Source organism: Barnesiella intestinihominis YIT 11860 (assembly GCF_000296465.1).
GTDB classification, from domain to species: Bacteria; Bacteroidota; Bacteroidia; order Bacteroidales; family Barnesiellaceae; genus Barnesiella; species Barnesiella intestinihominis.
This window is the reverse complement of sequence record NZ_JH815205.1, coordinates 45,500-62,196: the sequence shown is the minus strand read 5'-3', so window position 1 is coordinate 62,196 and position 16,697 is coordinate 45,500. Positions and strand designations below refer to the sequence as shown.

Annotated in this window: 21 protein-coding genes; 15 read left to right on the top strand and 6 right to left on the bottom strand. The window is 49.6% G+C overall.

Annotation, left to right across the window (positions count from 1 at the left end; all coding sequences use genetic code 11):
• Positions 1-150 precede the first annotated feature (150 nt).
• From HMPREF9448_RS09110 to HMPREF9448_RS09040, 15 genes are all read left to right on the top strand, one after another.
• On the top strand, positions 151-1,974 hold the full coding sequence (locus HMPREF9448_RS09110; protein ID WP_008862302.1) for a reverse transcriptase domain-containing protein: 1,824 nt from the start codon (positions 151-153) through the stop codon (positions 1,972-1,974).
• Between the two features lie 260 nt (positions 1,975-2,234).
• Positions 2,235-2,615: a DUF3876 domain-containing protein gene (locus tag HMPREF9448_RS09105; protein WP_004291516.1), complete on the top strand. Its 381-nt coding sequence runs from the start codon at positions 2,235-2,237 to the stop codon at positions 2,613-2,615.
• 23 nt (positions 2,616-2,638) lie between these two features.
• On the top strand, positions 2,639-3,268 hold the full coding sequence (locus HMPREF9448_RS09100; protein WP_004304283.1) for a DUF4141 domain-containing protein: 630 nt from the start codon (positions 2,639-2,641) through the stop codon (positions 3,266-3,268).
• 3 nt (positions 3,269-3,271) lie between these two features.
• A complete protein-coding gene (traJ, locus tag HMPREF9448_RS09095; protein WP_004291518.1) occupies positions 3,272-4,276 on the top strand; it encodes a conjugative transposon protein TraJ in 1,005 nt (334 codons plus the stop codon).
• Positions 4,277-4,307: 31 nt separating this feature from the next.
• Positions 4,308-4,931: a conjugative transposon protein TraK gene (gene traK, locus HMPREF9448_RS09090; protein WP_004291519.1), complete on the top strand. Its 624-nt coding sequence runs from the start codon at positions 4,308-4,310 to the stop codon at positions 4,929-4,931.
• Between the two features lie 27 nt (positions 4,932-4,958).
• Complete coding sequence (locus HMPREF9448_RS14715; protein WP_018697145.1) at positions 4,959-5,246, top strand: TraL conjugative transposon family protein; 288 nt, start codon at positions 4,959-4,961, stop codon at positions 5,244-5,246.
• Positions 5,227-6,579, top strand: coding sequence for a conjugative transposon protein TraM (gene traM, locus HMPREF9448_RS09080; RefSeq protein WP_004291521.1), 1,353 nt, complete (start codon positions 5,227-5,229; stop codon positions 6,577-6,579). Before HMPREF9448_RS14715 ends, traM begins: the two co-directional genes overlap by 20 nt.
• A 34-nt stretch (positions 6,580-6,613) precedes the next feature.
• Complete coding sequence (traN, locus tag HMPREF9448_RS09075) at positions 6,614-7,600, top strand: conjugative transposon protein TraN (protein ID WP_004291522.1); 987 nt, start codon at positions 6,614-6,616, stop codon at positions 7,598-7,600.
• A 2-nt stretch (positions 7,601-7,602) separates the two neighbouring features.
• Positions 7,603-8,178 carry a conjugal transfer protein TraO gene (locus tag HMPREF9448_RS09070; RefSeq protein WP_004291523.1) on the top strand — a complete coding sequence of 192 codons (576 nt, stop codon included), beginning with the start codon at positions 7,603-7,605 and terminating at the stop codon, positions 8,176-8,178.
• A 7-nt stretch (positions 8,179-8,185) separates the two neighbouring features.
• Positions 8,186-9,088: a toprim domain-containing protein gene (locus tag HMPREF9448_RS09065; protein ID WP_004291524.1), complete on the top strand. Its 903-nt coding sequence runs from the start codon at positions 8,186-8,188 to the stop codon at positions 9,086-9,088.
• On the top strand, positions 9,085-9,588 hold the full coding sequence (locus HMPREF9448_RS09060) for a DUF3872 domain-containing protein (protein ID WP_004291525.1): 504 nt from the start codon (positions 9,085-9,087) through the stop codon (positions 9,586-9,588). The genes HMPREF9448_RS09065 and HMPREF9448_RS09060 overlap by 4 nt, the downstream gene beginning before the upstream one ends.
• Positions 9,585-10,112: a glycoside hydrolase family protein gene (locus HMPREF9448_RS09055; protein ID WP_004291526.1), complete on the top strand. Its 528-nt coding sequence runs from the start codon at positions 9,585-9,587 to the stop codon at positions 10,110-10,112. Before HMPREF9448_RS09060 ends, HMPREF9448_RS09055 begins: the two co-directional genes overlap by 4 nt.
• A gap of 274 nt (positions 10,113-10,386) precedes the next feature.
• Positions 10,387-11,187 carry a 23S rRNA (adenine(2058)-N(6))-methyltransferase Erm(F) gene (erm(F), locus tag HMPREF9448_RS09050; protein ID WP_004295323.1) on the top strand — a complete coding sequence of 267 codons (801 nt, stop codon included), beginning with the start codon at positions 10,387-10,389 and terminating at the stop codon, positions 11,185-11,187.
• Between the two features lie 745 nt (positions 11,188-11,932).
• Positions 11,933-13,228, top strand: a complete 1,296-nt coding sequence (gene ltrA, locus HMPREF9448_RS09045) for a group II intron reverse transcriptase/maturase (RefSeq protein ID WP_007567572.1) — start codon at positions 11,933-11,935, stop codon at positions 13,226-13,228.
• A 342-nt stretch (positions 13,229-13,570) separates the two neighbouring features.
• Positions 13,571-13,774, top strand: coding sequence for a hypothetical protein (locus tag HMPREF9448_RS09040; protein ID WP_004316914.1), 204 nt, complete (start codon positions 13,571-13,573; stop codon positions 13,772-13,774).
• A gap of 33 nt (positions 13,775-13,807) precedes the next feature.
• Here HMPREF9448_RS09040 and HMPREF9448_RS09035 read toward each other — a convergent pair whose 3' ends face one another.
• The 6 genes from HMPREF9448_RS09035 to HMPREF9448_RS09010 are packed head-to-tail and all read right to left on the bottom strand — an operon-like array spanning position 13,808 to position 16,691.
• Positions 13,808-14,116, bottom strand: coding sequence for a hypothetical protein (locus HMPREF9448_RS09035; RefSeq protein WP_004304290.1), 309 nt, complete (start codon positions 14,114-14,116; stop codon positions 13,808-13,810).
• Positions 14,117-14,169: 53 nt separating this feature from the next.
• Positions 14,170-14,415, bottom strand: coding sequence for a DUF6956 domain-containing protein (locus HMPREF9448_RS09030; RefSeq protein WP_004291529.1), 246 nt, complete (start codon positions 14,413-14,415; stop codon positions 14,170-14,172).
• A complete protein-coding gene (locus HMPREF9448_RS09025; RefSeq protein ID WP_004304291.1) occupies positions 14,412-14,645 on the bottom strand; it encodes a DUF3873 domain-containing protein in 234 nt (77 codons plus the stop codon). Before HMPREF9448_RS09025 ends, HMPREF9448_RS09030 begins: the two co-directional genes overlap by 4 nt.
• Positions 14,646-14,664: 19 nt before the next feature.
• A complete protein-coding gene (locus tag HMPREF9448_RS09020) occupies positions 14,665-14,922 on the bottom strand; it encodes a hypothetical protein (RefSeq protein WP_004291531.1) in 258 nt (85 codons plus the stop codon).
• A 24-nt stretch (positions 14,923-14,946) separates the two neighbouring features.
• Positions 14,947-16,278, bottom strand: a complete 1,332-nt coding sequence (locus HMPREF9448_RS09015; RefSeq protein WP_004291532.1) for a PcfJ domain-containing protein — start codon at positions 16,276-16,278, stop codon at positions 14,947-14,949.
• The gene (locus HMPREF9448_RS09010; RefSeq protein WP_004291533.1) at positions 16,275-16,691 is read right to left on the bottom strand and encodes a PcfK-like family protein; all 417 of its coding nucleotides are present in this window, start codon (positions 16,689-16,691) and stop codon (positions 16,275-16,277) included. Before HMPREF9448_RS09010 ends, HMPREF9448_RS09015 begins: the two co-directional genes overlap by 4 nt.
• Positions 16,692-16,697: the final 6 nt, after the last annotated feature.

Genomic DNA, 16,697 nt, shown 5'->3' with positions numbered 1-16,697 from the left:
CCGGAACGCCGCAAGGCTATTAGGTGTAGACCTATGAATATCCGGCATGGCAACGGAGCTTCCATAGTAGTCTGAGCAGGGTAACGCCCTGTACATGGCGAAGGGAAGCAGCTAATTAAGTTTAACAATTTAACGGAAAATGTGTGAGACATGAGAAATCCAAAGAATGTGTTAAACAGTCTGTCTAAACACAGCGGTAATTCAAACTACAAGTTTGAGCGGCTGTATAGAGTGCTGTTTAATGCGGAAATGTTTTATGTGGCCTACGAGCGCATTTACGCAAAACCGGGCAACATGACAGCAGGAACTGACGGTAAAACCGTCAGTGGAATGAGCATTGAACGCATTGAGCAACTGATTGAAAGTCTGAAAAACGAGACTTATCAACCAGCTCCGTCCAAAAGGGCGTACATACCGAAGAAAAACGGCAAGAAACGTCCGCTTGGCATCCCCTCATTCAACGACAAGTTGGTGCAGGAAGTGGTGAGAATGATACTGGAAGCTATCTACGAGGGCAGTTTTGAGCATACCTCACACGGGTTTCGGCCCGGGCGTAGTTGCCATACCGCACTTATCAGCATACAGAAGTCATTCACAGCCGTGAAATGGTTCATCGAGGGCGACATCAAAGGGTTCTACGACAACATCGATCATGATGTGTTGATAGGCATCCTGCGGGAACGCATCGCCGACGAGAGATTTCTACGGCTTATCCGCAAATTCCTTAACGCCGGATACATCGAAGATTGGGTGTTTCACAGAACGTACAGCGGGACACCGCAGGGCGGTATCGTCAGTCCTATATTGGCGAATATCTACCTCGACAAGTTCGACAAGTACATCCGGGAATACATCAATCGGTTCAACAAGGGGGAAATACGGAAAGGCAACGCTCAGTACAAGCTCTACGAGCAGCGGAGATACCGGCTGGCTAAGAAGCTGAAAAATGAGAAAGATGAAAAGGTAAGAGAACAGATGACCGCTGAAATCAAGCGGCTACGGGAAGAAAGGCACAAGTTTCCCGCGCGTAATGAAATGGACAGCAGTATCAAACGCATAAAATACGTTCGGTACGCAGATGACTTTCTGATTGGAATAATCGGTAGTCTGGAAGACTGCAAAACGGTAAAAGAGGACATTAAAAACTATTTGAAAGAGGCTCTTAAACTGGAACTGTCAGATGAAAAGACACTGATAACCAACGCACAGAAACCCGCCAAGTTCCTCGGATTCGACATTTTTATCCGTAGGAGCAATGATTTACGCAAGGATAAAAACGGTAGAACGGTCAGGGCGTTCGGACACGTCCCGGTCTTGTATCTGAATTTTGAAACGATGCGAAAGAAACTCTTTGACTACAAGGCCGCAAGAATAGCGGTCGTGAACGGCAAAGAGGTATGGAAATCCATCGTCAGAACGTACATGATCGATTTGGACGACCTGGAAATAGTCAGTCAGTTCAACGCCGAAATCCGGGGATTCTACAACTACTACTCGATAGCCAATAACAGCCCGGCCATCAACTCTTTCTATCACATCATGTCATACAGCATGTACAAGACTTTCGCAAGAAAGTACAAGTCGTCTGTAAAGAAAATCCTATTCCAGTACAAAAAGGACGGGACGTTCAAAGTGGCATATGAGAACAGTAAGGGTAAAACGCTCTACCAATCATTCTATCACGACGGTTTCAAACGCAAAAAAATCGCAGGGGCTACCTCATGCGACACTATCCCGCGGACAGTTACAATAACGGGCGGTCGTAACAGCCTAATGGAAAGGCTGAAACTCCAAGTCTGCGAATTATGCGGTGCTACGGACAAACTCGAAATGCACCATGTCCGCAAACTCAAAGACCTGAAAGGTAAGTCCGATTGGGAGAAGAACATGATCGCACGGCGGCGCAAAACGCTGGCGGTCTGCTCGAAATGTCATGCAAAGATAGACCCCGACCGACGGATCAGACTGAATTAATTAGTGGAGAGCCGGATACAGGGAGACTTGTAAGTCCGGTTCGGGGGCGAGTGCCCGGAAACCTATCATAGAAATATGACAAGGCGCTGGGTACTTAGCCTACGCGTACACCACCGAGGAAACGGAAAAAGTGGAGGTTTACCGTCTGGCGGAGAAGCTGGGCGACGACATCGAAGCCGCCATCCGGCAGCTTGCCGAAAGGCGGAGAAACAAGGAATAACTAAAAAACAGAATGTATCAACCAAAAAAGAAAAACGCGTATGAATTTACCAAAAGTGAAAATGCTGCAAGTCAGCAAGTGCCTTATCGGATTGGCGGTCATGATGCTGCAATCCTGCGACGTGGCCGACAACCGCCGCGACATGCTGTGCGGGAACTGGGAGAGCGTGGAGGGAAAACCTGACGTGCTTATCTACAAGGAGGGCGAAGCCTACAAAGTGACGGTGTTCCGTCGTAGCGGTCTGCGCCGCAAGCTCAAGCCGGAAACCTATCTCTTGCAGGAGGAGAACGGCAACCTGTTCATGAACACCGGCTTCCGCATCGACGTGTCCTACAACGAGGCCACGGATGTGCTGACTTTCTCGCCAAACGGGGACTATGTGCGGGTGAAGCCGCAGCCGGGACATCCGACCGAAGAATAACAACCACTAAAATCCAAAGTAACATGAGAACAAGAATAACAATGATTATCTGCCTGTGCCTGCTTTTCGCGGGCAGGGCAAGCGCACAGTGGGTCGTAAGCGATCCGGGCAATCTAGCGCAGGGCATCATCAATGCCTCCAAAAACATCATCCATACCTCCAAGACCGCCACGAACATGGTGAGCAACTTTCAGGAGACGGTGAAAATCTATCAGCAGGGCAAGAAGTATTACGATGCCCTCAAATCGGTGAACAATCTGGTCAAGGACGCCCGCAAGGTGCAGCAGACCATCCTGATGGTGGGCGACATCACAGACATCTATGTGAACAGTTTCCAACGGATGCTCCGTGACGGGAATTTCAGACCCGAAGAGCTTTCCGCAATCGCTTTCGGCTACACGAAACTGCTGGAGGAAAGCAACGAAGTGTTGACGGAACTCAGGAACGTGGTGAACATCACCACGCTCTCCATGACCGACAAGGAGCGCATGGACGTGGTGGAACGCTGCCACTCGAAGATGAAGCGTTACCGCAACCTCGTGAGCTACTACACGAACAAGAACATCTCCGTGAGTTACCTGCGTGCGAAAAAGAAGAACGACCTCGACCGCATCATGGGGCTGTACGGGAACATGAACGAAAGATACTGGTAGCCTATGAAGTTCGACAACCTTCATCAGATTTTACGTTCACTTTATGAGCAGATGATGCCGCTGTGTGGGGACATGGCTGGTGTGGCGAAAGGCATCGCCGGGCTGGGTGCGCTGTTCTACGTCGCCTACCGGGTATGGCAGTCGCTGGCGAGAGCTGAACCGATAGACGTATTCCCGATGCTCCGTCCTTTTGCCATCGGTCTGTGCATCATGTTCTTCCCGACTGTGGTGCTGGGCACGATAAACAGCATCCTCTCACCCGTCGTACAGGGCACGGCAAAGATGCTGGAGGCGGAAACGCTGGACATGAACCGATACCGGGAGCAGAAGGACAAACTGGAATACGAGGCGATGGTACGCAACCCCGAAACCGCCTACCTCGTGTCCAACGAGGAATTTGACAAGCAACTGGAGGAACTCGGCTGGTCGCCCTCCGACATGGTGACGATGGCGGGAATGTATATCGACCGGGGAATGTACAACATGAAGAAGAGCATCCGCGACTTCTTCCGCGAGATACTCGAACTGCTGTTCCAAGCCGCCGCCCTCGTGATAGACACCGTCCGCACCTTCTTTCTCGTGGTGCTGGCGATTCTCGGTCCGATAGCCTTCGCCCTGTCGGTATGGGACGGTTTCCAAAACACGCTCACGCAGTGGATATGCCGCTATATACAGGTCTATCTGTGGCTACCGGTATCGGACATGTTCAGCACCATACTGGCGAAGATACAGGTTCTGATGCTGCAAAACGACATCGAGCGGATGCAGGCAGACCCGAACTTCTCGCTGGATTCGAGCGACGGGGTGTATATCGTATTCCTCTGCATCGGCATCATCGGCTACTTTACCATTCCCACCGTTGCGGGCTGGATTATCCAAGCCGGAGGCATGGGCGGTTACGGTCGCAACGTGAACCAGATGGCGGGACGAGCCGGAAGCATGGCGGGCAGCGTGGCGGGTGCAGCCGCAGGAAACGCAGTCGGACGTGTCGGCAAATTGCTGAAATAATCAATGTGCAATCATAAATTGGAAAATATAAATGGAATTCAAATCACTTAGAAACATCGAATCGTCGTTCAGGCAGATACGCCTGTTCGGTATCGTCTTCCTCTCGCTGTGCGCCGTGGTGACGGTGTGGAGCGTGTGGAACTCCTACCGTTTCGCAGAGAAGCAACGGGAGAAAATCTATGTGCTGGACAACGGCAAGAGCCTGATGCTCGCCTTGTCTCAGGATTTGTCGCAGAACCGCCCGGCGGAGGCACGGGAACATGTGCGCCGTTTCCACGAGATGTTCTTCACGCTATCACCTGAAAAAAGCGCGATTGAACACAACGTGAAACGTGCCTTGCTGCTGGCGGACAAGAGCGTGTACCACTATTATTCGGACTTCGCGGAGAAGGGGTACTACAACCGCATCATCGCCGGGAACATCAACCAAGTGCTGAAGGTGGACAGCGTGGTGTGCGACTTCAACGCCTATCCCTACCGTGCCGTGACCTACGCCACACAGAAAATCATCCGGCAGAGCAACGTCACCGAGCGCAGCCTCGTGACCACCTGCCGCCTGCTGAACGCATCGCGGTCGGATGACAACCCGAACGGTTTTACCATCGAGGGTTTCACCATCATTGAGAACAAGGATTTACAGACTATCAAACGGTAACAGGACATGAAAAGTATCAGAAAATCAATGTGGGGCATGTATTGGAAACTCCACGACAAACGGAAACGCTTGGCGGCAAGTCTCAAAGGGTATCTGGACGGCTTGCCGCCGGAAACACGCCGCCGCATCGTGCTGGGGATGTTCGCCGCCTTCGCGGTGCTTGCCCTTTACACCTTCGGCAGAGCCGTCTATGACATCGGCAGGAACGACGGCTCACATATGGAAACGGGACACGCCGGACGGGTGGAACTGCCGACCCCGGCGGAAACAGGCAATCACTTAACACCTTATTTATATGGAACAGACAAAGAATGAACCGACGAAAGAGAACAAAGCTGCTCCCGAAACGGGGAAACCGAAAAAGGAGCGCGAACCGCTGACAGAGGCGCAACGGCTGAAACGGCAGAAGATGATCGTGCTGCCCGCTATGGTGTTGGTGTTCATCGGGGCGATGTGGCTGATATTCGCCCCGTCCTCCGGCAAGGAGCAACCGCCGGGAACGGACGGATACAACACCGAGATGCCCGACGCTGACAAGGCGAACCGGCAGATTATCGGCGACAAGCTGAAAGCCTACGAGCATGGGGAGATGGAAGAGCGTCAGGAGAGCCGCAACCGTGCCATCGGGCAGCTGGGCGACATGTTCGACCGCGAGATAGCGGGAACGGAGAACGGAGTGGACTTCGACCTCGCCAATCCGGGCGGCAAGGAAGAAAGGGCAAAGCCAGCCACGCCGCAGACCATCCAGTCCTCCGCAGCCGCCTACCGTGACCTGAACGCCACGCTCGGAAACTTCTACGACCAGCCGAAAAACGACAATGCGGAGATGGACGAATTGTTGGAGCGCATCGCATCGCTGGAGTCGGAACTGGAAAGCGAGAGGGGCAAGGCTTCCTCTATGGACGAGCAGGTGGCTCTTATGGAGAAGTCCTACGAGCTGGCGGCAAAGTACATGGGCGGTCAGAACGGAGGACAGCCATCGGCGGAACAGAGGGCAGAGCCAACTACCGTGCAGAAAGGGAAGAAGAACAAGGCAATGCCTATCAGACAGGTGGAGCATCAAGTAGTTTCTTCACTCTCACAGCCTATGAGTAACGCGGAGTTTGTCGCCGCCTTATCGCAGGAACGCAACCGGGGTTTCAACACGGCTGTCGGCACGGCGGAGGTATTGGACAGGAACACCATACCGGCGTGCGTGCATGGGGCGCAGAGCGTGACGGACGGGCAGACGGTAAGGCTGCGCCTGCTGGAGCCTATGGCGGTGGCAGGCAGGACAATACCCCGGGGTGCGGTGGTGGTCGGCACGGGCAAGATACAGGGTGAGCGGCTCGACATCGAGATTACCTCGCTGGAATACGACGGCACGATTATCCCCGTGGAGCTTGCGGTCTATGACACGGACGGACAGCCCGGCATCTTCATCCCGAACTCGATGGAGATGAACGCCGTCCGGGAGGTCGCCGCCAACATGGGCGGCTCGCTGGGAAGCAGCATCAACATCTCCACCAATGCCGGGGCGCAGCTCGCCTCCGACTTGGGCAAGGGGCTGATACAAGGCACGAGCCAGTACATCGCCAAAAAGATGCGAACCGTCAAGGTGCATCTGAAAGCCGGGTACAGGGTCATGCTTTACCAAGAAAAATATTGAAAACAATAAAAATTACCACTAAAATCCAAAAGTAATGAGAAAAGTAATCATCATGTTTGCCCTCGCTATGGGCATCATAACTGCCAACGCGCAGGAGAATGTAACCGTTGAAACGACCAACGGAAGTGAACAACCGACCTTGACGAAGGAGGTCTATCCGCAGAAGGAGGCGGACGGCGACCTATATCACGGGCTGTCACGCAAGCTGACCTTCGACCGCATGATACCGCCGCACGGTCTGGAAGTGACCTACGACAAGACCGTCCACGTCATTTTTCCGGCGGAGGTGCGCTATGTCGATTTAGGCTCGCCCGACCTGATTGCCGGGAAAGCCGACGGAGCGGAGAACATCATCCGTGTGAAGGCTACCGTAAGGAATTTTCCCAACGAAACGAATATGTCCGTCATCACGGAGGACGGCAGTTTCTACACCTTCAACGTGAAGTACGCCGCCGAACCGCTGTTGCTCAACGTGGAGATGTGCGACTTCATCCATGACGGCAGCACGGTGAACCGCCCGAACAACGCGCAGGAAATCTATCTGAAAGAGCTGGGCAGCGAAAGCCCGATGCTGGTGCGCCTTATCATGAAGTCCATCCACAAACAGAACAAGCGCGAGGTGAAGCATATCGGCTGCAAGCGTTTCGGCATCCAATACCTGTTGAAAGGCATCTACACGCACAACGGCTTGCTTTATTTCCACACGGAGATAAAGAACCAGAGCAACGTGCCTTTCGATGTGGACTACATCACTTGGAAAATCGTGGACAAGAAGGTTGCGAAGCGTACTGCCGTGCAGGAGCAGATTATTCTGCCGCTCCGCGCGCAGAACTACGCCACCCTCGTGCCGGGCAAAAAGAGCGAGCGCACGGTCTTCACGATGGCGAAGTTCACCATCCCCGATGACAAGTGCCTCGTGGTGGAATTGAACGAGAAGAACGGCGGCCGTCACCAGTCCTTCGTGATTGAGAACGAGGATTTGGTACGCGCGGGTACCATCAACGAACTTCAAGTACGCTGACCATGAGAAAGTACATCGCAATAATCATCGCGTCGCTTGCCCTTTTTACAGGGCAGGCGCACGCCCAGCGGTGTCTGCCGAAGATGCAGGGCATCGAGGTGAGGGCGGACATGGCGGACGGCTTCAATCTCGGCGGCAAGGACGGCGGGTACAGCTTCGGGGCGGCTCTCTCCACCTACACGAAGAAGGGGAACAAGTGGGTGTTCGGTGGCGAATACCTGTTGAAGAACAATCCCTACAAGGACACCAAGATACCCGTGGCGCAGTTCACGGCGGAGGGCGGCTATTACTTCAAGATACTGTCGGACGCCCGAAAGATTGTTTTCGTCTATGCCGGGGCTTCGGCTCTCGCCGGATATGAGGCGGTAAATTGGGGGAAGAAGGTGCTGCATGACGGCTCCACGCTGCACGACCGGGACGCCTTCATCTACGGCGGTGCGCTGACGCTCGATGTGGAGTGTTACGTGGCAGACCGTATCGCCCTGCTTGCCAACCTGCGGGAGCGTTGCCTTTGGGGTGGCGACACACGGAAGTTCCACACGCAGTTCGGGGTCGGTATCAAGTTCATCATCAACTGACACGGGCATGGAAAGGACGGAAATAGATGCTGTCAGAAGGATGCCGCTTGCGGATTTTCTCGCACGGCTGGGGCATGAGCCTGTCAGAAGGAGCGGTAACGAGCTGTGGTATCTTGCCCCGTACAGGGGCGAGCGCACATCCTCTTTCCGTGTGAACGTGGCGAAACAGCTCTGGTACGACTTCGGTTTGGGCAAGGGCGGCGACATCTTCACGCTTGCCGGGGAGTTTCTGCAAAGCGATGACTTCATGAAGCAAGCGAAGTTCATAGCGGAAGCCGCCAATATGACGGTTGCCGGATGGGAAAAGCCCGTCTATCTCTCGAAGCCGACCGAATCCGTTTTTGAGGATGTGGAGGTCGCTCCGCTGCTCCGCTCACTGCTGACGGAGTATTTAGAGGAACGGGGCATCCCTTACGCCATCGCATCCCGTCACTGCTGCCGCTTGAACTACGGTGTGCGTGGGAAACGGTATTTTGCCGTTGGCTTTCCGAACATGGCAGGTGGCTATGAAGTCAGAAGCCGATATTTCAAGGGTTGCATACCTCCGAAGTCTGTATCACTGGTAAAGGCGAATGACATCCCGGCTGACGAGTGCCTCGTGTTCGAGGGCTTCATGGACTTTCTCTCTGCCGTGACGCTTGGTGTAACCGGTAACGCTGACTGTCTTGTGCTGAACTCAGTCGCCAACGTGGAGAAGGCGGCGGGATTGCTGGACGGATACGGGCGCATCGGCTGCTTCCTCGACCGTGACGAAGCCGGACGGCGGACGCTTGCCGCACTTACCATGCGATACGGGGAACGTGTCACCGACCGTTCCTCCCTCTATGACGGTTGCAAGGACTTGAACGAGTACCTGCAACTGACAACGAAAAAACAGAAAAACAACCATCTAAAAATCGAAGAACAATGAACATACTGAACAACAGAAACAAGAGAACATCAATATTCAAGGCAGTGGCGTTATGCCTGATAGCCGCCATGTCATTCACCCTCGTGTCATGTGACGATGACATGGACATCCAGCAGTCCTATCCCTTCACGGTGGAGGTCATGCCCGTGCCGAACAAGGTAGTAAAGGGGCAGACAGTGGAAATCCGCTGTGAACTGAAAAAGGAGGGCGACTTTTCGGGTACGCTCTATACCATCCGCTATTTCCAGTTCGAGGGGGAAGGCTCGCTCAAAATGGATAACGGCATCACCTTCCTGCCTAACGACCGCTACCTGCTGGAGAACGAAAAATTCCGCCTGTACTACACGGCGGCGGGTGATGAGGCGCATAATTTCATCGTGGTGGTGGAGGATAACTTTAGCAACTCCTACGAACTGGAATTTGACTTCAACAACAGGAATGTAAAGGACGACGATCTTACCATCGTTCCCATCGGCAACTTCAGCCCCTTGTTGAAATGATGCGTGTATTCATGACAATGCTCTGTTCACTTCTGACGGTCTGTTCTGTGTCCGCGCAGATCAGCCGCCAAGAGGGAACGGACGGGCAGGCGGCAATCTACCGACTGCCGCTTATGGAACGTGCTTTTTTATGCTGCCGCTACTTTGAAGGCTGGCACTCAGAAAAACACTACCCATACGTCGGTTGGGGTCACAAACTTTTGCCAAACGAGAAGTATTCGGCACGAACCATGACAAAACGGGATGCGGATGAACTTTTGCGGAAAGACCTGCGCAAATTTGTCGCCATGTTCCGTAAATTCGGGGTTGATTCGATTTTGCTTGGCACGTTAGCTTACAATGTGGGACCGGCGAAGCTGTTAGGCAGCAAAACAATCCCCAAAAGCACCTTAATCAAGAAGCTGGAAGCTGGTGACAGGAACATCTACCGTGAGTATATAGCCTTCTGCAACTACAAAGGAAAACGCCACGCCATGCTGCTCAAACGGAGAAAGGCGGAGTTTGCGCTGTTGTATATCCCATAAAAGGACTGACAAAACTGGCAAAAGACGTGCCATATTTAACTTGGCACGTCTTTTGCTCTATCACTTGATAGATTATCGTAGGATTTTCTCGTTAATTGACATCGTTGAGCCATTTTTGCCTATCGGTTTCCAAATAACACTTCAAGTTGTAAGTGTTGTGAGAGCAATACAAAACATAGTTATTAACCATAAAAAGTATAGCGAAATTATGAAGAAAGTATTTAGGAAAATTCAGAAAGGAACAATTCAAGTATTCACCTGTAAGAAGTTACTAATGACAAAAAAGAAATTGCCCGTTCGTTTTACGGGTCAGCACTTTACTATTGATAAAGTGCTAATAAAAGATGCAATAAGACAAGCAAATATAAGTAATCAGGATACGGTTTTAGATATTGGGGCAGGCAAGGGGTTTCTTACTGTTCATTTATTAAAAATCGCCAACAATGTTGTTGCTATTGAAAACGACACAGCTTTGGTTGAACATTTACGAAAATTATTTTCTGATGCCCGAAATGTTCAAGTTGTCGGTTGTGATTTTAGGAATTTTGCAGTTCCGAAATTTCCTTTCAAAGTGGTGTCAAATATTCCTTATGGCATTACTTCCGATATTTTCAAAATCCTGATGTTTGAGAGTCTTGGAAATTTTCTGGGAGGTTCCATTGTCCTTCAGTTAGAACCTACACAAAAGTTATTTTCGAGGAAGCTTTACAATCCATATACCGTTTTCTATCATACTTTTTTTGATTTGAAACTTGTCTATGAGGTAGGTCCTGAAAGTTTCTTTCCACCGCCAACTGTCAAATCAGCCCTGTTAAACATTAAAAGAAAACAGTTATTTTTTGATTTTAAGTTTAAAGCCAAATACTTAGCATTTATTTCCTGTCTGTTAGAGAAACCTGATTTATCTGTAAAAACAGCTTTAAAGTCGATTTTCAGGAAAAGTCAGGTCAGGTCAATTTCGGAAAAATTCGGTTTAAACCTTAATGCTCAAATTGTTTGTTTGTCTCCAAGTCAATGGGTAAACTGTTTTTTGGAAATGCTGGAAGTTGTCCCTGAAAAATTTCATCCTTCGTAGTTCAAAGTCGGGTGGTTGTCAAGATGATTTTTCTGGTTTGGTGTCGTCTTTTAAGCTGCCGCATAACGAAAAATGGTAGCCGTAGTTGCCGGATTTACAGCACTTTCGTATCAATTTAGCACTTCGGTTCGTTAAAAGCACCAAAGTATCAAGTTGGCACGAAAGCCGGCAATTATCGGCTACCATATGTGTGTGCCCTGCATATGCAGGACACACCCCGAAAGCTTTTCAAATAGTTCAAAAATACAAATTTAGTTTTACGAACCAAGTTTTCGGGGTGTTATTTTTCCAGAGGGTGCAAGTCCCTTACGAGCGGATTGAAACCCCGAATCGTTAGCAAGCTGCAAGGTGGTTTATCGTGAGGTATGCACTGAAGGAAGCAGAACTGCAAAAGTCTGTACCGACGAACAGAAAGTACATAAGAGGCATAACAATAAGGATGAGTATCCACAGCAATACGAAGTCCAAAACAGTGTTCTGAACATGCTATTAAATCAGATTATTGTTATGTAGATGTACCGGCGATAGACGGAAGGAAAAAGCATTTACCAGGGGAGGTCTTGGCGATTACGAGTTAATCAATCCAAGAAGTCAGCAGAGGTCATAGTACTTGAGGGCAAACGAGGTGCGAATAGATACCGCATAGGTCTCACAAACAAGGAAGGACTGAACGTAAAGAGGTTTTCAATAGGTAACGGAACACATAGTAGCCCTACTTAACGAAAACAGGTTAAAAACAACTAAAATGATAACAAGAGTAGTACATCCGTTTAATCTTCAAAGAGCATTGGAACACGTGATTGCCAATAAAGGTAGTGCGGGTGTTGATGGTGTTTCTATAAGAGAGCTCCGCAAGGTGTTTTCTGAAAAGAAACTACAACTGATTGAAGCAATCAAACAAGGCAACTATCAAGTACAACCCATTTTAGGTATTGAAATTCCGAAAGGAAATGGGAAAACTCGATTATTGGGTGTTCCCACCACTACAGAACGTGTGTTGCAACAAGCCTTAGCACAAACTATTGCACCACTTTTTGAGCCCGAATTTAGTAATTACAGCTATGGATTTAGACCTCACAAGAATGCCCGACAAGCCGTTGGACAATCTCGGGATTACATCCATTCAGGATTAAACCACATTGTGGATATTGACCTGAAAAACTTCTTTGATGAAGTTGACCACTGTTTATTACTGAATTTAATCTATCAAAAAGTGAAATGCAAAGCTACCATGCAACTCATACGCAAATGGCTCAGAGCACCTATTAAAATCAACGGAAAGCTACGAAAGAGAAGAAAAGGCGTTCCGCAAGGAAGCCCTTTAAGTCCATTATTGTCGAACATTTTACTACATCAACTGGATAAGGAAATGACTCGAAGAGGACACAAATTTGTACGTTATGCGGATGATTTTAGTATTTATTGCAAAAGCCACAATCAAGCCAAGGCAACAAGAGTGGTAATTGAAAAGTTTTTGAAAAACAAACTCAAATTAACTATAAATGAAGAAAAGAGTGGTATCAGAAAACCAATCCACTTCACAATTTTGGGTTTCGGATTCGTACCTACGTACGAGAAAGGAAGTAAAAATCAATACCAACTTATTGTATCGGAAAAAGCATGGAAGAAACTAAAAGAACGACTTAAAACAATCACCCGAAAAACCACACCAGCCACATTTGAAGAGCGTATTGCCAAGATAAAAGAAGTGCAACGCGGATGGTTGAACTATTTCCAAGGCACGAGTATTTTGGGCAAATTACGAGATTTAGATGGTTGGCTTCGCAACCGACTGCGCTATTGCATTTGGCATCATTGGAAAAAACCCGAAAGGAAAAGGAAAAACCTGATTCGATTAGGTGTAGACCAAGACCATGCCTACGCTTGGAGCAGAACACGGAAAGGCGGTTGGGCAATAGCACAAAGTCCTATTCTAGGCACTACCATTACTTTACAACGCTTGAAGAAAAGAGGATATGTTTCCTTAACTGAATTACATTTACAACTTAACCCATCTCTTTGCGAACCGCCGAGTACGTGACCCGTACGCTCGGTGGTGTGAGAGGCGCACTCCGTCAGTTACTGGCGGAGCCGTCTACTCGATTATGCGGTCGGTTTTCATTTTCTCTTCTTTCTCGTTAATTTGTCAAGCAAAGTTACTAAATTTGCAGTCAAGCAATTTCAATTTTTGAATTATGTATTTCAGCAGACCTTGGACTTCTATCTAAGTGATAGGCAGTCCTGAAAATTCCAATCTCTTTTAGGTCAAGACAATTAGTCTATGGGTTTCGTGTACCGACTTTTTTGTAAAGGCGTTACGTTGTCATAGTTGCTCTGTCGGGTAATACTGTCTATTCACTTCTCCACGATTTCAACAACAAAAATGATTGAACGTATCAAATCGTTGGGGGAAATGGAGACGAAGCAGAAATGTGTAGTTCAACGGTTCGAGATTATCATTCCCCTCCACCAAAAAATAACGACCCAATATATAGCCTCCGCAAGTTTTACTTGCGGATTTTTTAGTTATCGCAGATTGGACAAAGGTTTCTTTGCTACTTTCTTTGTCCGCCATCATGCTCACTGAAAGAAAGTAGGGCGGCTCTCGCCGCCCCGCCACTCAAAAGCGTGTGTAAAGTCCCGTCACCATCGTGAACATTTCCTCCAGCATATCAAAATAGATACCCTCGTGTACGGCAATGTCCTTTGTCTTGCACTCAAAGGTCTTTTTGCTGAACGTCCTGCGGTAGAAGCGCATATTGTAGAGGTCTGCCCCTTCGTCATAGATGATGTCAAGGCGGTTGGCACTTGTTTTGTTCCTTGCAAGGCTCATCCGTAAGCCGTTGCCCATATCTATGAAATCACGGCTACCTGTCATGGCGGTGAAGCGTTTTCCGCCTATCTGCTGTAATATCGTCTTGGCTATCATATCTTTTGTTTTTAGGGTTTTAAGTATTGGCGGTGCGGACACCGCCATCCCGTTCAAAATTCTCGCATTTCGGAAATGGGGGTCTGCCGTTGTAGCCACTCTTTCACACATTCCATATTGTACTCGCTCGTGATGACTGCCGTATGGCTGTCGGTGGCGGTGAAACGTGTGCTTTCGTAATCATCTATCCACCCCTTGAGGGTGTCCGTTCCCCACGCTCCGGTATCGTCAAAGATACCGTCCAATGCCGTGATAGGTTCGCTGAACTTGACTATCAGCGTTTGATAGGTCGTGTTCATAGTCTGTCCTCCTTTCCCTTCTTTGCGTTCAGCCACTTGTCCCGTGCGGCTCGGCACTCGTCCAACGTGGGTTTGACACAAGAGAACAATTCTCTGTCTATGGGGTGGCGGTAGTCGTACTGCACAAGTGTCCGCCTGCGTCTTCCGATACCCGATTGGAAACGCTCGTATTTCTCCGTACCTGCTTCCGCGCAGGTGCTTACTCCGTTGATGGTCATTCGTGTTGTCATAATGTTGCTTTTTAGATGGTTAAAAATGTACTGACAGAACTCTGTTCTTCATCACCATTTCGGGGTTGCTTGTGTAGCGTTGGTGCAGGTAGAAATGGTGTGAGCCGAAGCCGTAAAGGAAAAACTTGTCAAGTTCGTGCTTCTCGGCAAACTCCTTTACGCTCTTTCTCAATTCCCCCTCACTCGTTGTGAGAGTGAGGAGGTTCACAAATTCAAGGAACATCGTGGGGATTGCATCATCCCACACACAAATCATACTTTCAATTCTTACTTCCATATCAATGTTGTTTTAGGGGTTATGCTATGCCGCTTTCATCCGCTCACGGATAAGGTTGGCGTTCTTGTTCACAAGGTCTATGATGCGCTCGTGATATTCGGTGTCCTGGTTGTGCTTGCCGTGGCACTGCACCACTTCGAGGGTTCGCAAGTCCACCTCTACGGTTTCAATAATCTCATCGCCAATCCTTGCCGATAGTATGAGGGTGTCGGCTTTCTTGTAGTATCCACTGCCAAACACGCAGATGCCCTGCGTCTTGCCCTCGTTGTAATACTCGTCTATGCTTTCAAGCACCTTGACGATTATTTCCTCGTCCGTGATTACCAAGCCGAAGAATTTGGATTTGTTGGCGATGAAATCCTCCGCATCTTTCTTTCGTTGGAGTTGTCGCTGTTGCTCACGCTCACGCCTTTCAATCTCCCAACGGCGTTGCTCTGCGGCTCTTTCCTTCTCGTGTATGGCTTCAATTTTTCGGGTTGCGTTGTCGTGTGCCGCCATGAAATCTTCGGGACAGATGTTCTTCGGGTTACGGAGGTCTTGACCGAGTTTTTTGAGCATACGCAGATAGTCGCACCACATTGAGAGGTTGTCTATCTGATACTTGTGACGCTTGGCAATCAGATATGATGCCCAACATTCATCGGCAGTACGGGTATTGAAAAGAAAGTGTTTCATGACCTCAATCTCACCGCCTTTCATAAGGGTTTCAATTCTTGGGTCTGAAAGCAAGGCTTTGAAAAGACGCACGGGGGAGATGCCGTGGAAATCGCCCTTGAAGCCGTTACGTCTGAGTTGGGGCAATATCCTCATCTTTGGATATGCACAGCTTCTTGCCACCACATCATCGTATAGGCTGTTGTGCGGTCTTACCTCCATATCGCTGCCTAATGCCCACACATCGCAATAGCAGAAAAGGAAGCCACGGAGCAACGCCATGTCCGTAACCTTGCCGTCGGGTGAAATCCAACGCTGCACGACCTCGTGGCAGTAGAAACGCATCGGTTCGCCTTTCCTGCTCTCGCATCTGACCTGCGCCACGCGGATTACCTGATACCCTTTGCAGGTGGTTATCACGCTGAAATTCTGCGTTTCCTTGTAGATGCGTCTGCGTGTGTCCTGCACTTTGAGTTCGGCATGGCATTTGGGGCAGGTGCAGCCTTCAAGGGTGTCGCATAGTCCGCTGTCGCTGTGCCACTCGTGACCGCAGTCGGAACAGGTGATGTTCCCTTTCTTGGTGCGGTAGCCGATATGCTCAACGCAGTGGCGGTATGCCCAATCTATTTGTGTCGCTGATATGGGGCGAAGGTTGGCGGAAAGTCTTGCCACCTCTTTCTGTATCTTGGTCTTCGGTTTCATAAGCCTAAATCAAATAATGAGGGTTGGGGTTGGTTTTCTTTTCTCGCTGACGGTCTGTGGCGGTTCTGCAACTTGCGGAGTTCCTCCTCTTGGTATTTGCGGACAGCGTTCTGACGTGCCTCCGCCTTTTCCTCTGCCGTGAGTTTCACAACGTGGTTCACAACCACTTGGCAGTCCATCGGTTTGCCCACCTCTATCTCGTTTTCCTCATAGTAGTGGATGGCTTGCCCGAATATCTCTCCGTCCGTGAAACCGTTGCAACCGCTTTTCTGCACATAGTTCAGAATGTGGGTCACGCACTCGTCCATGTTCTTGGCAGGGTTGCGGTACTTCTTTGCAAATAGCGCATCTTCCTCCGCACGCTGTTCCAAGTACATATATATCGTTCTCTTGAAATGGTCTGTTCCTTTCATATCGCT

Excerpts from the sequence above, each read along its gene's own strand:
- HMPREF9448_RS09100 (WP_004304283.1), top strand. The coding sequence starts at position 2,639 with ATGAGAACAAGAATAACAATGATTATCTGCCTGTGCCTGCTTTTCGCG.
- traN (WP_004291522.1), top strand. The coding sequence starts at position 6,614 with ATGAGAAAAGTAATCATCATGTTTGCCCTCGCTATGGGCATCATAACT.
- HMPREF9448_RS09020 (WP_004291531.1), bottom strand. The coding sequence starts at position 14,922 with ATGGAAGTAAGAATTGAAAGTATGATTTGTGTGTGGGATGATGCAATC.
- HMPREF9448_RS09035 (WP_004304290.1), bottom strand. The coding sequence starts at position 14,116 with ATGATAGCCAAGACGATATTACAGCAGATAGGCGGAAAACGCTTCACC.
- HMPREF9448_RS09030 (WP_004291529.1), bottom strand. The coding sequence starts at position 14,415 with ATGAACACGACCTATCAAACGCTGATAGTCAAGTTCAGCGAACCTATC.
- HMPREF9448_RS09055 (WP_004291526.1), top strand. The coding sequence starts at position 9,585 with ATGATGCGTGTATTCATGACAATGCTCTGTTCACTTCTGACGGTCTGT.
- HMPREF9448_RS09060 (WP_004291525.1), top strand. The coding sequence starts at position 9,085 with ATGAACATACTGAACAACAGAAACAAGAGAACATCAATATTCAAGGCA.
- HMPREF9448_RS09010 (WP_004291533.1), bottom strand. The coding sequence starts at position 16,691 with ATGAAAGGAACAGACCATTTCAAGAGAACGATATATATGTACTTGGAA.
- traM (WP_004291521.1), top strand. The coding sequence starts at position 5,227 with ATGGAACAGACAAAGAATGAACCGACGAAAGAGAACAAAGCTGCTCCC.
- traJ (WP_004291518.1), top strand. The coding sequence starts at position 3,272 with ATGAAGTTCGACAACCTTCATCAGATTTTACGTTCACTTTATGAGCAG.
- ltrA (WP_007567572.1), top strand. The coding sequence starts at position 11,933 with ATGATAACAAGAGTAGTACATCCGTTTAATCTTCAAAGAGCATTGGAA.
- traK (WP_004291519.1), top strand. The coding sequence starts at position 4,308 with ATGGAATTCAAATCACTTAGAAACATCGAATCGTCGTTCAGGCAGATA.
- HMPREF9448_RS09015 (WP_004291532.1), bottom strand. The coding sequence starts at position 16,278 with ATGAAACCGAAGACCAAGATACAGAAAGAGGTGGCAAGACTTTCCGCC.
- HMPREF9448_RS09065 (WP_004291524.1), top strand. The coding sequence starts at position 8,186 with ATGGAAAGGACGGAAATAGATGCTGTCAGAAGGATGCCGCTTGCGGAT.
- HMPREF9448_RS09070 (WP_004291523.1), top strand. The coding sequence starts at position 7,603 with ATGAGAAAGTACATCGCAATAATCATCGCGTCGCTTGCCCTTTTTACA.
- HMPREF9448_RS09105 (WP_004291516.1), top strand. The coding sequence starts at position 2,235 with ATGAATTTACCAAAAGTGAAAATGCTGCAAGTCAGCAAGTGCCTTATC.
- HMPREF9448_RS09110 (WP_008862302.1), top strand. The coding sequence starts at position 151 with ATGAGAAATCCAAAGAATGTGTTAAACAGTCTGTCTAAACACAGCGGT.
- HMPREF9448_RS14715 (WP_018697145.1), top strand. The coding sequence starts at position 4,959 with ATGTGGGGCATGTATTGGAAACTCCACGACAAACGGAAACGCTTGGCG.
- HMPREF9448_RS09025 (WP_004304291.1), bottom strand. The coding sequence starts at position 14,645 with ATGACAACACGAATGACCATCAACGGAGTAAGCACCTGCGCGGAAGCA.
- HMPREF9448_RS09040 (WP_004316914.1), top strand. The coding sequence starts at position 13,571 with ATGATTGAACGTATCAAATCGTTGGGGGAAATGGAGACGAAGCAGAAA.